Below are 15,417 nucleotides of genomic sequence, written 5' to 3' on the forward strand. Positions count from 1 at the left end.
CAGCGGCGCGCCGCCGACGTCAGTTGCGACGCACCCGGCGCGCGACCTCGCCGGCCCGGTCGGCGAGCCGGACCACGCGGCGTGCCCGCATGGCGCTCAGCTCGGCCTCGACCTCGCCGATGCGTCGGTTCGCGGCGTCCGCACGGTCCCGCTCGTGCTGCACGGTCGACCGGAGCATCTCGGCGGTCGCCCCGGCGTCGCGGACGGCGTCCTCGAGCTCCTCGATGCGGTGGTCACGCGCCAGGACCGCCCGGCCGGTCGCCCGGAGCGCCCGGAACTCGGCTGCGGGCACCTCGACCTCGGCGGGCACCTCGACGCCGGAGGCGGCGCCGGTGGTCGCGGCGCCCCGTGGCGCGAGCAGCAGCTCGGCGATCGTGTCGTCCCGGCGGAAGGGGCCGTCCGCCGCATCCTCGTCGTCGACGAACCGGAGGGAGAAGACGGCACGCAGGACGCCCTCCCGCAGACGGCGGTAGTCCCGCATGCCGTGGTGGCGCGGGCTCGGGGACAGCTCGGGGTTCGCCTCGTAGGCCAGTCCGCTCACCTCGACCCGGTGCGCGTACTGCGCCCAGGAGCGCCACGGCAGGTGCAGCACCTCGAGCCGGAGCTCGTCGGGCACCGGGGCGCCGTTCGCCACGCTCACCTGGTGGTTGCCCTGCACCACGACGACCTCGGGGGCGCCCACGTGTACCGCGTTCGAGCTCGGCGGCGCGAGGAGCCCGACGGCCCGGAGCTCCTCGGCGCTCCGTTCGTCGCGCCAGTGGAGCCGACCGAGCCCCGCGCCGGACTCCGCCATCGCCCCGGTCATGTTCACGACCGGCACGGTGAACGCCCCGACGGCGGGGTCGAGCCGTTCGAGGACCTGCCCGACGGTGAGCGAGCGGTCGACGGGCACGATGAACTCGTCCGCGTCGGCGTTGACGACCCAGTCGGCACCGTGCAGGACTGCGGCGTCCCGGGCCATCCCGGTCACCACGACGCCCTGCTGCTTGCGGTGCACCGGGTCGTGGCGCAGGTCGACGACGACGTCCCCGCGGTCGGCGAAGGCGGCGAGCAGTTCGGCCGTGCCGTCGACGGAGCCGTTGTCCGTGATCACGAAGACGTCGAAGCCCTGCGCCACGTGGTGCTCGAGCCAGGCGGGCAGGACGTCGGCTTCGTCGCGGACCATGAGGGTGACGGCGGTCTTCATCGGGACTCCGGGAGGGGGATCGGGTCGGGGCGCGCTGCATGCGCCCGGAGGGCTGAGCGAGGGTACCGCGGTCCGGTGGGGCCGGCTCCGCGACGCGCGGTCAGCGCGTGTGGGTGGAGCGGGCGCGGACGATCAGGGCGGCACGGAGCACGACCCGCAGCGGCAGGAGCCACCACGCGGAGTACTTCCCGGCGAGGAACCGGTACGCGCTCTCGTGGTGGGCGCGACGCATCCGCTCCGAGGCGCCCTGCGTCGCGGTCCCGCCGACGTGCGTCGCGGCCGCGCGCGGCTCGTAGACGTTCCGGTAGCCGGCACGTCCGATCCGCCACCCGAGGTCGACGTCCTCGAAGTACATGAAGTAGCGCTCGTCGAAGCCGCCGAGTCGGTCGTAGACGTCCCGGCGGACGAGCAGGCAGGCACCGGACAGCCAGCCCGCGTCCCGCTGCCCGTCGTGGTCGTCGTCCTGCCGGTACCGGCGGGTCCACGGGTTGCGCGGCCAGATGTTCGCGAACAGGGCGTGTCCGAGTCCGGTCCGGAGCGACGGGACCAGCCGCGCGGACGGGTACACCTCGCCGTTCGGTTCGAGCAGCCGCGGTCCCACCGCGCCGATCGTCGCGTCGTCCGCGGCCGTCGCGATCATCCGGTCGAGTGCGCCGGGCTCGAGCACGACGTCCGGGTTCGAGACGAGCACCCAGGACACGTCCGTGTCGAGGGTCGCGACCGCGGCGTTCGCGGCGGCCCCGTAGCCGCGGTTCTCGCCGAGCTCGAGGAACCGGGCGCCGGCCCCCTCGACCACCGCGCGGAGGACGGCCGGGTGGGCGGAGTCGTTGTCGGCCACGACGACCTCGACCTGCCGACCCGACGCGGCCGTGGTGGACGCGAGGAACGCCGGCAGCACGTCCTCCGAGTTGTAGGAGACGGTGACGATGGCGGCGCGGGCGGTCATGCGTAGACCTCGACGTGCCGCGCGGCGCAGGCCGCCCAGGTGAACCCGGCGGCCCGGCGTGCAGCCCGCGCGACCCGGTCCGCCCGCACCGCGGGCTCGTCCGCGAGCATCGCCGCGAGTGCGTCGGCGATGGCGTCGGCTCCCGGTTCGGTGTAGGTCACCGCGTCGCCGCCGACCTCGGGGATCGCGAGCCGACGCGTCGTCAGGACGTCCCCGTGCGAGGCCATCGCCTCGAGCACGGGCAACCCGAACCCCTCGCCGGTGCTCGGGTACACGACCACCCGCGCGCCGCCGAGGAACGCGTGCAGTTCCTCGATCGGCAGGTACCCGAGGTGTCGCAGGGACGCGCCCGGTCGGTCACCGGCGGCCGTGAGCAGGCGACGCGCCTCGTCGTCCCAGCCGAGGCCGCCCGCGACGAGCAGCGGGGGAGCGTCCGGCAGCCCACGGTGCGCGGCGACGAGCGCCGGGACCTGCTTGCGCGGTTCGACCGTGCCGAGGAACGCGATCCAGTCGGTGTCCGGGGCGATGCCGTGTGCGGTCCGGAAGGCGGCCACCTCGTCGGCGCCGGGCTCGTGGAACACGCTGCGGTCGACGCCGAGGTGCGCCACCGCGGTCGGCCGGCGGGCCGGGACCCCGAAGCGGTCGATCTCGGCGACGGTGGCGGCGCTCGGCGCGACCGTGGCGCGTGCGAACCGCCGCGCCAGCCGGGTCCAGGTCCGGAAGAACGCGCCCTTCAGGCGCGAGTGTGCCGCCGGGTCGCTGAAGAACGTCGCGTCGTGCAGGGTGACGAGGGTCCGGGAGGCGCGGGTCACCGGGAACGTGTAGTGCGGGCTGTGCAGGACCTCGGCACCCGACCGGCGCAGCACGCCGGGCAGGCCGACCTGCTCCCAGACCAGCCGCAGCGGGCGCGAGCGCGTCCACGACGGCGCGACCCGGTACCGGTGCGACGGGGCGGCGTCGTGCAGCCAGGCGACGTCCTCGGGCTTCGCGACGACGTCGACGACGACGCCGAGTTCGTGCAGTCCGGTGAGCAGCCCGGCGATGTAGCGCGCGACGCCGCCGCGGTTGGGCGGGACCGAGGTGGCGTCGACGAGCACGGGGCGTGCCCCCACGTCAGTCCCTGACCTGGCGCTCGGTCGTCCGGGTCCAGGCGATGCCGGACTGGGTGTCCTCGTCCTCGACCACGAAGCGCGCGGCCTCGCGCTGGATCACGATGTGCTCGCCGTTCGGCTTCGCCAGGAAGACGTGGACGAAGTACTGCCCGCCGCCCAGGCGCAGGTCGCTCAGGTGCCACTCGACGGTGGCGGTGCCGCGCAGCGGGTCGTGCCGGACCTCGGTCTGGCGGCTGTCGATGCCGAAGGCGGGGTGGCCGAGGTGGTTCTCGATCTTGATGCCGGCGCGCCACTCGGGCAGCACGTCCTTGTGGGAGAACGTCGCCCGGACCACGAGGTCGTCGCCGTGGTGGTGCTCCGACCCCGGGGCGCGGCCGGGGATCTCGAGCTCGACGCGCTCCACCGTCGCGGGGTTCGCGTCCTCCTCCGGGTGCGCCGCCTCGGCCTCGGCCAGGCGACGGCCCTCGAGGATCTCGCGGAAGTTCTTCACGGCGAGACGGGCGGAGCCCTGGAACTTGACCTCGCCGTGGTGCAGCACGACGGCGGAGTCGCACAGCTCCTGCACCTGGCCGAGGGAGTGCGACACGAGGATGATCGTGCGGCCCTGCTCCTGGAACTCGCGGATCTTGTCGAGGCACTTCTTCTGGAACTGCTCGTCACCGACGGCCAGGACCTCGTCGACCAGCAGGACGTCGGGGTCGGTGTTGATGGCGACCGCGAAGGCGAGTCGCACGTACATGCCGGACGAGTAGAACTTCACCTGGGTGTCGATGAAGTCGCCGATGCCGGAGAACTGCAGGATGTCCTCGAAGCGGGCCTCGGTCTCCTCCTGCGTCTGGCCGAGGATCGCGGCGTTGAGGTAGACGTTCTCGCGGCCGGTCAGGTCCGGGTGGAACCCGGCGCCGAGCTCGATGAGCGCGGCGAGGCGTCCGCGACGCTCGACGGAGCCGGTGGTCGGCTCGAGGATGCCGCCGATCGTCTTGAGCAGCGTGGACTTGCCGGACCCGTTCGGACCGAGCAGCCCGATCGTGGTGCCCGCCGGGATGTCGAGGCTGATGTCCTTCAGCGCCCAGAAGTCCTCGCTGTGCCGGCGTCCGGCACGGCCGAGGGTCACGACGCGCTCCTTGAGCGAGTTGTCCTTACGGATCGTGAACCGTTTCGACACGTTCCGCACGGTCACCACGGCGGGGGCGTCGCGGAACGGGGAGCGGGTCTCCTGGTCGATCTCTTCGGTGCTCATCGGGGTCAGATCTCCTGGGCGAAGTTGCCCTGCAGTTTGGCGAACACGCGCTGGCAGACGAGGAGCGCGACCAGCCCGACGACGGCGGCGACGGCCATGCGGAGCAGGAGGTGCGACGGGTACTCGGAGTCGGCACCCGCGGTCCAGAACGCGCGGTGGATGCCGAGGACGGCCAGGGTGATCGGGTTGGACGTGTAGATCGACAGCAGCCACTCGGGTGCCCGGGTGGCGACCATCTGCCAGCTGTAGACGATCGGCGAGGCCCACATGAGCAGGAGCACGAGGACCTCGACGAGGTACTGCATGTCGCGCAGGTAGACGTTGAGCGCCGCGAGGAGCAGGGCCAGCGCGGTGGCCCAGATCAGCACGACGGCGACCGACGGCAGGAAGTAGAGCAGGTCGAGGCGGACCCAGGCGAAGCCGCTCTGCAGGATCGCGGCCGCGAGCAGCACGACGAGCTGGACGGCGAAGTTGAACAGTGCCGCGCCGACGCTCGCGAGCGGGTAGATCTCACGGGGCAGGTAGATCTTCTTGATCAACCCGGCGTTCGACACGATCGACGCCGTCCCGGCGGCGACGATCTCGCTGAACAGCCCGTACAGGGTCAGCCCGGAGAACACGTAGATCGCGAACTCGGGGATGTTCCGGGACGCACCGAGGATCTGCCCGAGCACGAAGTAGTAGATCGCCAGCTGCACGAGCGGCCGGATGAGCGTCCACGCGAAGCCGAGCGCGCTGTCCTTGTACCGGGACTTCAGGTCGCGGCGGATCAGCAGGTCGAGCAGCTGGCGGTGCGCGACGATCTCCCGCAGCGAGCCGATGACGGCGGTGGCCGGGCGACCGGCCGGGACCATCTGTTCCTGCCGGAGGCGCTCGAACCGCTCGGTGACGATGTTGCTCAAGGGGGGTCCTAACGTTCGACGCGGGCGACGGACAACTGTACATCGGCGACCGTCGACGGCCGCCGACGTTCAGCGCCCGTTCCGGCTCTCCCGCATCAGGCGCGCCCGGTTCGCGACCTTGTCGCGGAGGCCCGACGCGCCGTTCTCGCGGAGGTACCAGGCGGCCAGGCGGGCGTCGCGGACGAGTCCGTGCCGGCTGTTCGCGATCTGGTGGAACCGCAGCTCACGGGCGCGGGCCGGGCTGAGCTGCACGCGCGGGCGTCCGGCGGCGGCGACCGACCCGGCGGGCACGGCGGCCTCGTGGGCCCGGTCCGCCGCGACGTGCGGGTCCTTGCAGAACTCGACGAGCGGCTCGAGCGCCCGCTCCCACGTGAAGTCCTCGCGGACGCGGGAGACGGCGGCACGCGCTGCGGCGGCGGCTTCGGGGTCGTACAGCATCGACTCGAGCGCGGCGGCGAGTCCGTCGACGTCCCGCTCCTTGACCGCGACGCCCATGCCCTCCGCGGCCACGAGGTCGCCGAAGCTGTCACCGTCCGTCGTGACGATCGGCAGGTTCGCCCACATGTAGTCGAGGATGCGGGTGCGGAACGAGAACGTCGTCTCGATGTGCGCGAAGTGCGTCGAGACGCCGGCGTCCGCCTCGAGCAGGTAGTTCTGGCGGTCGTCGAGGGCCACCCACTGCTCGTTGAAGAACACGTGCTTGTTCGTCAGGCCGAGCTGGTCGCTGATGCGCCGCGTCTCCGAGACGATCGCCATCTCGGGCACGTCCGGGTTCGGGTGCGCGACCCCGAGGAAGAAGAGCCGGATGTCGTCGTGGGTCTCGGCGACCTTGGCCACGGCACGGACGAGCGACGGGGTGTCGAACCAGTTGTAGATGCCGCCGCCCCAGATGACGACCTTGTCGTCCTCGCCGATGCCGGGCGTCACGCCGCGGATCGCCTTGCGCTCGTGCGCCGGGGGCGTGGAGTCCATGCCGAACGGGGCGATCGCGATGAGCTTGTTCAGGTTGTCGTCGGCGAGGTAGTTGTCCGGGTTGACGCGGCCGACCGCGGCGAGCTGCCCGAGCCAGAACAGGCGCTGACGCTCCGAGGCGCAGAGGAAGAAGTCGCCGCGCTCGAGCTGCGCGTTGATGACCTCGGTCGTGCTCTGGACCTGGTTGCGCCAGCCCACGTCGCCGTTGTCCCGCGCCTGCTCGAGCTGCTCGAGGTGCATCGGGTCGTAGAGGTCGACGACCATGATCTTGTTCGAGCGCTGGAGCGTCTGGAAGTGGTGCAGCGCGTAGCCCTGGAAGAAGATGACGTCGGCCCACTCCTCGTGGTCCTTCATCGTGCGCTCGTGCTGCAGCGGCACGCGGGAGACCTCGAAGCGGTCGGTCTTCCGGTTCGCCACGTTCCAGGTGACGAGGCGGACGTCGTTGTGCTCGCTGAGCGCCTCGGCGATCTTCCACGCGCGCATGCCCGGGCCGGCCATCTTCTCGCCGAGGGCGTCGCCGGTGATGATGAGCACGCGGGTGCGGTGCATCGGCTGCTCGACGTCGAAGGCCTCGATGATCGCCTGGTAGCCCTGGAGGAAGTAGCCGTCCTCGAACAGCGGCTTGAAGGCGTCGCCGAACAGGCGGAACACCTCCTTGTCGGTCTTGACGCGCTGGCCCTGGATGCGGCGACGCTCCTCGGAGAGCCCCGGCAGGTCGGCGACGAACTGGTCGAGGGCGTAGAGCCCCGCGACGGCTTCCTTCGACATCGGCGTCGTCGGGTCGAACTCGTCCGGAGCGCCGGTGAACCGGCGGATGTCGAACTCCTCCGAGTCGCGGCCGCTCTTCGCCACCGCGCGGCGGGCCAGCAGGGCGAGGGCCGCGGGCAGGAAGGTGCCGAGGTTCTCGTCGGAGAGGTTCTTGTAGAGCAGGTGCAGCGCGTTCCGCTCGAGCAGGTACATCTCGCGGTGGTCGCCGAACGACTTCATCGAGCCGTGGTGCTTGTGGAAGACCACGGAGCGCGGGGCGAAGCGCACCCGGTACCCGAGCAGGTTGAGGCGCCAGCCCAGGTCGACGTCGTCATAGAACATGAACAGGCCCTCGTCGAAGCCGCCGACCTCGAGGAAGACGTCGCGGCGCACGAAGAGCGCCGAGCCGGTGCCGAAGAGCAGGTCGCGCGCGGCGTCGAAGCGGCCGTCGTCGAGCTCGGCGATGTGGTTCTTGTAGCCCATGCCGAACCAGGACAGGCCGGACTCGACGAAGTCGATGGTCTTGCCCTCCCAGTCGAGGACCTTGCTGGCGACCGCCGCGACCCGGGGGCTCGGGGCGAAGCCGGCGATGCCCTCCTTGATCCAGTTGACGTCGGGCTTCGCGTCGTTGTTCAGGAACGCGACGACCTCGCCGGTCGCCTCGCGCGCGCCGAGGTTGCTGCCGCCGGTGAAGCCGAGGTTCTCGGCGGAGACGATGATGCGGACGTTCGACCGCCCGCCGAGCTCGGCGCGGAGGCGCTGCTCGCTGTCGTCGCCGGAGCCGTTCTCGACCACGACGATCTCGAGCCGGTCGGCCGGCCAGTCCACCTCGGTCAGGCGGGCGATGCACTCGAGGGTGTCGTCCGTCCCGCGGAAGTTGATGACGACGACGGACACGCGGGGCGCGAAAGTGGACACGGAAGGACTCCATGGGTCGGCTTGCGGTGGTGCCCTCGGAACGGTCGCCCGGAAAGCGGCACCACTATACCCGGGCGTGCTCGGCGGCCCGCGGCCCCGCGCCGCCTGCGACACTGGGGCCGTGGACGTCTCCGTGATCATCGTCGACTGGCACCAGCCGGAGCTCACCCGTCGGGCCGTCGCGTCCGTCCTGTCGCAGCGCGTCGAGGCGGCCGTCGAGCTCGTGCTGGTCGTCAACGAGGCGGACGACGACACGGTGGCGGCCTACCGGGCCGACCTGCCGTCGGTCGTGGTGGTGCCGGAGCGCACGAACGCCGGGTTCGCCGGCGGGGTGTCCCGCGGCCTCGCGGCGGCGACCGGGGACGTCGTCGTTCTCCTCAACAACGACGCCGTCGCCGACCACGGGTTCCTCGACCGCGGACTCGCCGCGCTCCGGGCCGGCGGGGAGCGCGTCGCCGCGGTCGCCGCGACGGTGGTGCTCGAGGGCGGATTCGCCCCGGTCCCGACCGGCACGGACCCGGAGCCGGACGACCTCGTGGCGCCGCACGGCGGCCGGTGGCGTCGGACGCCGGCGGGCCGGACGCTGGTCAACGGCACCGGCGTGGTGCTCGACCGCTCCGGGAACGGCCGCGACCGCGACTGGCTGCGCCCGTTGCAGGACGCGCCGGAGACGGCGCCGCTGTTCGGCTTCTCCGGCGGTGCGGTGTTCCTCCGGCGTGCCGCGCTCGAGGCCGTCGGCGGGTTCGACGAGTCCCTCTTCATGTACTACGAGGACCTCGACGTCGCGTGGCGGCTCCGCCTCGCCGGGTACGAGGTCCGGCACGCCCCCGACGCGGTCGCGACGCACCGCCACGCGGCCAGCTCGGGGAGCGACTCGCCCCTGGTGCGGTACCAGAGCATGCGGAACCGCCTCGCGGTGGTGCTGCGGAACGGGTCGCCCGCGCTCGTCGGGCGCGTCGTGCTCCGCACGCTCGCCCGACTGGTGCGCGACGTCCTGCGCCCCGCGGGGGCGCAGCTGACGACCGGGCAGTGGTTGCGGTTCGTCCGGGAGGCACCGGGGATCGTCCGCCACGCCCGTCGCGCCCGTCGGCGCGACGGTGTCGACGGCTCCGCGCGTCGCGCGGTCGAGGCCCTGCTGGTCGACGGGGGCTGACGGACCGCGCAGCCGCCGCCCGGAGAGCGGCCCGCTCGGTCACCGCAGCCCGCCCGACGGACGCGCCGCGCGCCTCCCGGACGGGGGGACAGACGGGGGCTGTGTGATCGCTGTGACCGATGTAACCTGATGCGACACGTGTGGATCAGGCCGTTCCAGGGTCGGCCGATCCGCTTCCCGAACCCGTGTACCTCCCGTCACCCGTCGTCGCCCCGCAGGAAGGCCCCCGACGTGAAGAAGGTCATCGCCGCGTTCGCGAGCGTGCTCATGCTCGCGAGCGTGCTCGTCGCCGTGCAGCTCGCCGGCCCGACGTCCTCCCAGGAGCGCGCCGACGCGCTCAGCGGGTCGTCGTTCCAGGCCGGCAACATCATCTCCGACGCGAACTTCTACGACGGCGACTCCATGTCGGCGTCGCAGGTGCAGTCGTTCCTCAACGGCCAGGTCGGCTCGTGCACGAACAGCGGCTGCCTCCGCAACGGGCGCTACTCGCTGAACAGCCACGGCGCCGACGCCATGTGCGGTGCGCTCACCGGCGGCTCCTCGCTCTCGGCGGCCGACATCATCACGCGGGTCGGTCGGGCGTGCTCGATCAGCCCGAAGGTGATCCTCGTCACGCTGCAGAAGGAGCAGGCGCTCGTGACCTCGCGCGGCCCCTCCGCCGCCGTGCTCGAGCGGGCGATGGGCTACGCCTGCCCGGACAACGCGCAGGGCCGCTGCGACCCGGCCTACGCGGGCGTGGGCAACCAGGTGTACTGGGCTGCGTGGCAGTGGAAGCGCTACGGCAACCCCTCGGGCACGAGCAACTACTTCACCTGGTTCGCGCCCGGTGGCACCCGGCAGATCCAGTACAACGTGCCGACCTCGTGCGGCACCAAGGGCGTCGCCGTGCAGAACAAGGCGACCGCGGCCCTGTACTACTACACGCCGTACACGCCGAACACCGCCGCGCTGAACAACCTCTACGGCACCGGTGACGGCTGCTCGGCCTACGGCAACCGCAACTTCTGGCGCATGTACAGCGACTGGTTCGGCTCGCCCACCGCCTCTGCCAAGCCGATCGGCAAGCTCGACTCGGTCGTCGACGCCGGGGACGCTGTGCAGGTGCGCGGCTGGGCGCTGGACCCGACGACCGCAGCTGCCACGCGTGTGCACGTGTTCGTCGACTCGGCCGGTGCGGGGTACACCGCGAACGTCGGTCGCCCCGACGTCGGCAAGGCCTACCCGGGCTTCGGCGACGGGCACGGCTTCGACCTCACGATCGCGGCAGCGCCGGGCAAGCACGAGGTGTGCGCGTCGGCGATCAGCGTGGACGGCACCCGCAACCAGAGCATCGGGTGCAAGACGGTGACCGTGACGAAGGCGGCTCCCGACGGTCGCGTCGACTCGGTGCGGGCGGTCGTCGGCGGCGTCGCCGTCCGTGGCTGGACCTTCGATCCCGACCAGCCGACGAAGGCGTTGAGCGTCAAGGTCTCGATCGGTGGCAAGGTGACCCAGGTGTCCGCGGACCGGACGCGCACCGACGTCGGCCGGGCCTACCCGTCCGCCGGTTCCGCCCACGGCTACGAGGCCACGATCCCGGCCGCGAGCGGGTCGCAGGCGGTCTGCGTGACCGCGGTCAACGTCGGCAACGGACGCGACACCCGGCTCGGTTCCTGCACCACGGTGCGGGCCGTCGCGAGCGTGCCGGACGGCCGTGTGGACGCGGTCACCCCGGTCCAGGGCGGGCTCTCGCTGCGCGGTTGGGCGATCGACGGCGATACCGCGGCCCCGATCAACGTCGACGTGTACGTGGACGGGGTCGGTCGGCGCATCGCCGCGAACGTGGCCCGCCCGGACATCGGTTCCGCGTACCCGGCCTTCGGCGCCGCGCACGGCTTCCAGACGACGATCGCGGCGGCACCGGGCGAGCACGAGGTGTGCGTCTACGCGATCAACACCGGCGCAGGGTCGGGCAACCCGAACCTCGGGTGCCGGACCGTCGAGGCCGGCAGCTCGCCGGTCGGTCGCGTCGACTCGATCGCGGCGACGTCCGGTGGTGTCGCGGTGCGCGGCTGGGCGTACGACCCGGACACCGGGAACGCGCCGATCGCCGTCCACGTGTACGTCGGCGACCGGGCGACCGTCCTGCGGACCGGTCAGTCCCGCCCGGACGTCGCGACGGCGTACCCGGCTGCCGGCTCGGCCGCGGGCTACACCGCGACGGTGGCGGCACCGAAGGGCACCTCGACCGTGTGCGTGTACGCGATCGACGCGAACGGTGCGACGAACACCACGCTCGGCTGCCGGTCGGTGACGGTGCAGTAGCCCGCGTCTCGTAGGATCGCTGGTGATGCGTACAGACGACGAAGGGGCCGCCGTGCGTGCGAGCCGACGAGAACGAGTCACCATCACCGCCATCGTCCTGGCGTTCGTCGCGGTCCTGGTCGTCTGGGCGTCGCTCCAGCCGCTCTTCGGGTCGCCCGACGAGATCGCCCACTGGGACGCCGCGGTGCAGCTCGCGATGGGACACGGGTGGCCCGACCCGACGCAGCTCAAGCTGCTCTCGGCGACCCGTGCGGCGCAGGCCGAGGGCATTGGGTTCCTGCAGGTCGACCGACCCACGCTGGGAGCGCTCCTCCAGGCGGCTCCGGGTACCGGAGCGACCAACCAGATGACCCAGCACCCGCCGACCTGGTACGCGATCATCGCCGTGGTGCTCCACCTCATCGGCTTCACGGAGCTGCGCTGGGACCTCGACCTCTACGCCATGCGGCTCGTGAACGTCGCGATCCTCGGCACACTGCCGCTCGTGGTCTGGGCCGCGGTGCGACGGGTCACCCGGTCGCCCCGGACGGCGCTGGTGGCGGCCGCCTCGCTCTTCCTGATCCCGCAGGTCGGGTTCATCGGTGCGTCCGCCACCAACGACACGCCGGTGATCATCCTCGGTGCCGTCGTCGTCTGGCTCGTGTGCCGGATCTGGACGGGCGACCGGAGCTGGGCGACGGTGGCCTGGCTCGCGGTCGCGACGTCCGCTGCGGTGTCCTTCAAGGCCACGGCGCTGCCCCTCGTCCCGTTCGCCGTCGTCGCGGTCGTCCTCGCCGCCCGTGGGCGCGGGCGGTGGCTCCGAGGAGCGATCGTGCTGGTCGTCCCGGTGCTCGCCACGTCGTGGTGGTGGGTGCGGAACGTCCTCGTGTTCCACACGCTGCAGCCGGCCGGGCTGCCGCAGTCCATCCGGGCGCAGGAGTTCCCGCCAGGTGAGGGTCCCGACGTCGGCGGCTTCCTCAACACCGAGTGGAACCGGGTCACCAACTCCTTCTGGGGGCAGTACGGGCTGCTCCAGTACCCGTCCAGCCCGATCGTGATCGCGGCGCTCAGCGTGGTCGCGCTCGGCGTGCTGCTCGTGTGGGGCTTCCGACGGGGCTCCCGCCGCACGGCATGGATGCTCGCGGTCCTGCCGCTCCTCACGCTGGTCGCCGGCTTCCAGAACAACTGGTCGACGTACCTGCGCACCACGACGATCGGCGGCATCCAGGGGCGCTACTACTTCGTCCTGGTCGGCGTCCTCGCCGTGCTGAGCGCCATCGCCTGGCGTCGGTTCGTCCGGAGCGAGGACGACCGACGTCGTCTCGGCAGGGTCGTGGTGGTCGCGGCGGCGCTCATGACGGTCTACGGCTGGTCGGTCGCGTACCGCGGCTACTACGAGGGCTTCCACCTGAAGGTGACCGTGCTCGGACTGCGCCTCCTCGTCGGTCAGACGCCGATCGGCACCGCCGGCTTCGGCCTCGTCGCGGCGGCCGCGGTGCTGTTGCTCGGCGTGGCGGTCGCCCTGACCCTCCGTGCGCTGCGGTCGCCGGTGCGTGACACCGCGCGACCGGTGGTCGTCGACGGCGGCGACCACACCGCGCCGTCCGCAGCGCCGTGGGCCGTGGGTGAGCGCTCGACGGAGGAGGGCGGATCCGCCACCGGCCGTGGCGACGTCGGGGTGACGGGCCACGGCCCTCTAGACTCGGACACCGTCGTCGGTCCGACCACCGTCGACGGAAGCAGGAGATGAACGACCGACCCGTCCCCAGCGTCCTCGTGATCGTCCCCACCTACGACGAGGCCGAGAACATCCACGAGATCGTCGACCGCGTCCTGTCGACCGTCCCGGAGGCACACCTCCTGGTCGTCGACGACGGAAGCCCCGACGGCACCGGCGACATGGTCGAGGCCCTTGCACAGGACGACGAGCGTGTCCACCTGTTGCGCCGGTCGGGCAAGCTCGGTCTCGGCACCGCCTACGTCGCGGGGTTCCGCTGGGGCCTCGAGCGCGACTTCGACCTCCTCGTCGAGATGGACGCCGACGGCTCCCACCCCGCCGACCGGCTGCCGGCGCTCATCGCCGCCGTCGCCGACGCCGACCCCTCGGACGACGTCATGCTCGCCATCGGCTCCCGTTGGACCGCCGGTGGGTCCGTCGTCGACTGGCCCCGGCACCGCGAGTTCCTCAGCCGTGGCGGGAACGCCTACGCCCGCGTCATGCTCGGGCTCGACGTCCACGACGTCACGGCCGGCTTCCGTGTCTACCGCGCCGACGCCATCGCGCGCATGGACCTCGACTCGATCGACTCGAAGGGCTACTGCTTCCAGGTCGACATGACCCTCCGGGTGCACGACCTGGGCGGCGTCGTGGTCGAGGTGCCGATCCGGTTCCGCGACCGGCTCCGCGGTGAGTCCAAGATGAGCCAGGCGATCGTCGTCGAGGCGATGCTCCGCGTCACCCAGTGGGGCGTGCAACGACGCCTCGGCCGTCGCCGCACGACGACCCGATGACCGACGCGTCGAACGCCGTGACGGACCCGTCCGCGGCGGACGCGGCCGGACCTCGCACCGGGGACGCCGTCCGACACCGCGGACGCCGCCGGGTGGACGGGGACGACCGCACGGTGGCGCGCGGTCGATCGTCGTCCGTCGGCGACTGGATCGCGGCGGCCGTGCTCGCCCTGCTCGCCGCCGCGCTGCTCTGGTACCGTCTCGGGCCCGTGACCCGCAGCATCGTGTGGGCCGAGGACTCCGGACGCTTCCTGAACGAGCGCCTGCAGCTCGGTCCGGTCGCGTCCCTGCTCCATCACTACGAGGGGTACCTGCACCTCGTCCCGCGCATCGTCGTCGACGTCGCCGTGGCGATCAGTCCGATCGAGGCCTACTCGACGACGATCGCAGCGCTGTCCTGTGCGATCACGGGACTCGTCTGTGCGGCGGTCTGGTTGCTCGCCCGCGACGTGGTGCGCGCGCCCGCACTCCGTGCCGTCCTGGCGCTGGTCCCGGTCGTCACGCCGCTCGTGCCGGTCGAGATCGGCGGCAACACCGCCAACCTCCACTGGTACATGCTCTTCCTCGCGCCGTGGGTCTTCGCGTTCCGCCCGCGGTCGTGGTGGTCGTCGGCCGCGTTGACGATCGTCGCCCTCGTCATCACCCTCACCGAGATCCAGGCGGCGCTGTTCCTGCCGTTGTTCCTGCTGCACCTCCGCAACGTGCGGTCGGCGCCGGTGGTCGTCGCCGGAGCCCTCGGCGTCGGAGCGCAACTGCTCACGGCGGTGCTGTACCCCCGGACGGACACCCACGGGAACACGGGCCTCGTCGACCTGCTCGCGGGCTTCTTCGCGCAGCCGGTCGCGGCGATGTGGGACCCCGACGTGCACCGCGTGGGCGCGGAGATCCTCGCCCACGGATGGTGGGTCGTGCTCGCTCCGGGAGCGGTCCTGATCGCACTCCTGGTGCTGACGCTGTTCCTCCGCGGCGGCGACGCACGGTGGATGGCGGTCGCGCTGGTCGTCGCGCCGGTCGCCGTCTGGGTCGCCGCCCTCACGGTGAACAACGGGCTGAGCACGTGGACGACCTTCACCGCCGCGCAGTTCGACCGGCTCTCGCCCTACCGCTACGCCGCGGCGGCCTCGATGTTCCTCCTGGCGGCGGTCGTCGTCGTGGCGGACACCTTCATCGCGCGACGCGGGATCGTGCTGCCCACGGTCGGCTGGCTCCTCGTCGCCGGCGTCGTCGCGACGTCGGTGCTCAACGTCCACGTGCCGACGCGTCGCGAGGAGCGGCAGGTGCCGCCGTGGTCGACGCAGGTGCAACAGGCGCGACCGGGCTGCGAGGAGACCCCCGACGGGTCCGCGACGGTCCGTGCCGCCCCGGGGGTGCCGAAGTGGGACGCGGTGCTGCCCTGTGCGCTCGTGCTCTCCGACGGCGGAGCGCTCGTCCTGCGCTGACCCGGGCG

Annotated in this window: 11 protein-coding genes; 5 read left to right on the forward strand and 6 right to left on the reverse strand. The window is 72.1% G+C overall.

Annotated elements, in window-relative coordinates; genetic code table 11:
- Positions 1 to 19: 19 nt before the first annotated feature.
- From H7A69_RS09345 to H7A69_RS09370, 6 genes are all read right to left on the reverse strand, one after another.
- The gene (locus H7A69_RS09345) at positions 20 to 1,186 is read right to left on the reverse strand and encodes a glycosyltransferase family 2 protein (protein WP_182046785.1); all 1,167 of its coding nucleotides are present in this window, start codon (positions 1,184 to 1,186) and stop codon (positions 20 to 22) included.
- A 100-nt stretch (positions 1,187 to 1,286) separates the two neighbouring features.
- Positions 1,287 to 2,132: a glycosyltransferase family 2 protein gene (locus H7A69_RS09350; protein WP_182046786.1), complete on the reverse strand. Its 846-nt coding sequence runs from the start codon at positions 2,130 to 2,132 to the stop codon at positions 1,287 to 1,289.
- Positions 2,129 to 3,244 (reverse strand): glycosyltransferase family 4 protein, encoded by a 1,116-nt coding sequence (locus H7A69_RS09355; RefSeq protein ID WP_259346163.1) that lies wholly within the window; start codon positions 3,242 to 3,244, stop codon positions 2,129 to 2,131. Before H7A69_RS09355 ends, H7A69_RS09350 begins: the two co-directional genes overlap by 4 nt.
- A 1-nt stretch (position 3,245) precedes the next feature.
- Positions 3,246 to 4,484 carry an ABC transporter ATP-binding protein gene (locus H7A69_RS09360; protein ID WP_182046787.1) on the reverse strand — a complete coding sequence of 413 codons (1,239 nt, stop codon included), beginning with the start codon at positions 4,482 to 4,484 and terminating at the stop codon, positions 3,246 to 3,248.
- A gap of 5 nt (positions 4,485 to 4,489) precedes the next feature.
- On the reverse strand, positions 4,490 to 5,386 hold the full coding sequence (locus H7A69_RS09365) for an ABC transporter permease (protein WP_259346164.1): 897 nt from the start codon (positions 5,384 to 5,386) through the stop codon (positions 4,490 to 4,492).
- Positions 5,387 to 5,455: 69 nt separating this feature from the next.
- Entirely contained in the window at positions 5,456 to 8,023 is a 2,568-nt protein-coding gene (locus tag H7A69_RS09370; protein WP_220456220.1) for a glycosyltransferase, read from the reverse strand.
- A gap of 121 nt (positions 8,024 to 8,144) precedes the next feature.
- Here H7A69_RS09370 and H7A69_RS09375 point away from each other — a divergent pair, with 121 nt between their 5' ends.
- The 5 genes from H7A69_RS09375 to H7A69_RS09395 all read left to right on the forward strand — a co-directional run bounded on the left by H7A69_RS09375 (position 8,145) and on the right by H7A69_RS09395 (position 15,409).
- Positions 8,145 to 9,176, forward strand: coding sequence for a glycosyltransferase family 2 protein (locus H7A69_RS09375; protein WP_182046789.1), 1,032 nt, complete (start codon positions 8,145 to 8,147; stop codon positions 9,174 to 9,176).
- A gap of 231 nt (positions 9,177 to 9,407) precedes the next feature.
- Positions 9,408 to 11,480, forward strand: coding sequence for a hypothetical protein (locus H7A69_RS09380; protein ID WP_182046790.1), 2,073 nt, complete (start codon positions 9,408 to 9,410; stop codon positions 11,478 to 11,480).
- Positions 11,481 to 11,505: 25 nt separating this feature from the next.
- Positions 11,506 to 13,209 carry a DUF2142 domain-containing protein gene (locus H7A69_RS09385; protein WP_259346166.1) on the forward strand — a complete coding sequence of 568 codons (1,704 nt, stop codon included), beginning with the start codon at positions 11,506 to 11,508 and terminating at the stop codon, positions 13,207 to 13,209.
- Complete coding sequence (locus H7A69_RS09390; RefSeq protein ID WP_182046792.1) at positions 13,206 to 13,970, forward strand: polyprenol monophosphomannose synthase; 765 nt, start codon at positions 13,206 to 13,208, stop codon at positions 13,968 to 13,970. The genes H7A69_RS09385 and H7A69_RS09390 overlap by 4 nt, the downstream gene beginning before the upstream one ends.
- Entirely contained in the window at positions 13,967 to 15,409 is a 1,443-nt protein-coding gene (locus tag H7A69_RS09395) for a hypothetical protein (RefSeq protein ID WP_182046793.1), read from the forward strand. Before H7A69_RS09390 ends, H7A69_RS09395 begins: the two co-directional genes overlap by 4 nt.
- Positions 15,410 to 15,417 lie beyond the last annotated feature (8 nt).

Origin of the sequence: Curtobacterium sp. ME26 (genome assembly GCF_903970945.1) — a bacterium.
Lineage (GTDB): Bacteria > Actinomycetota > Actinomycetes > Actinomycetales > Microbacteriaceae > Curtobacterium > Curtobacterium citri.

What these genes read in the sequence shown, in the direction of transcription:
- H7A69_RS09360 (WP_182046787.1), bottom strand. Translation starts at nt 4,484, where the DNA reads ATGAGCACCGAAGAGATCGACCAGGAGACCCGCTCCCCGTTCCGCGAC.
- H7A69_RS09385 (WP_259346166.1), top strand. Translation starts at nt 11,506, where the DNA reads ATGCGTACAGACGACGAAGGGGCCGCCGTGCGTGCGAGCCGACGAGAA.
- H7A69_RS09395 (WP_182046793.1), top strand. Translation starts at nt 13,967, where the DNA reads ATGACCGACGCGTCGAACGCCGTGACGGACCCGTCCGCGGCGGACGCG.
- H7A69_RS09390 (WP_182046792.1), top strand. Translation starts at nt 13,206, where the DNA reads ATGAACGACCGACCCGTCCCCAGCGTCCTCGTGATCGTCCCCACCTAC.
- H7A69_RS09345 (WP_182046785.1), bottom strand. Translation starts at nt 1,186, where the DNA reads ATGAAGACCGCCGTCACCCTCATGGTCCGCGACGAAGCCGACGTCCTG.
- H7A69_RS09350 (WP_182046786.1), bottom strand. Translation starts at nt 2,132, where the DNA reads ATGACCGCCCGCGCCGCCATCGTCACCGTCTCCTACAACTCGGAGGAC.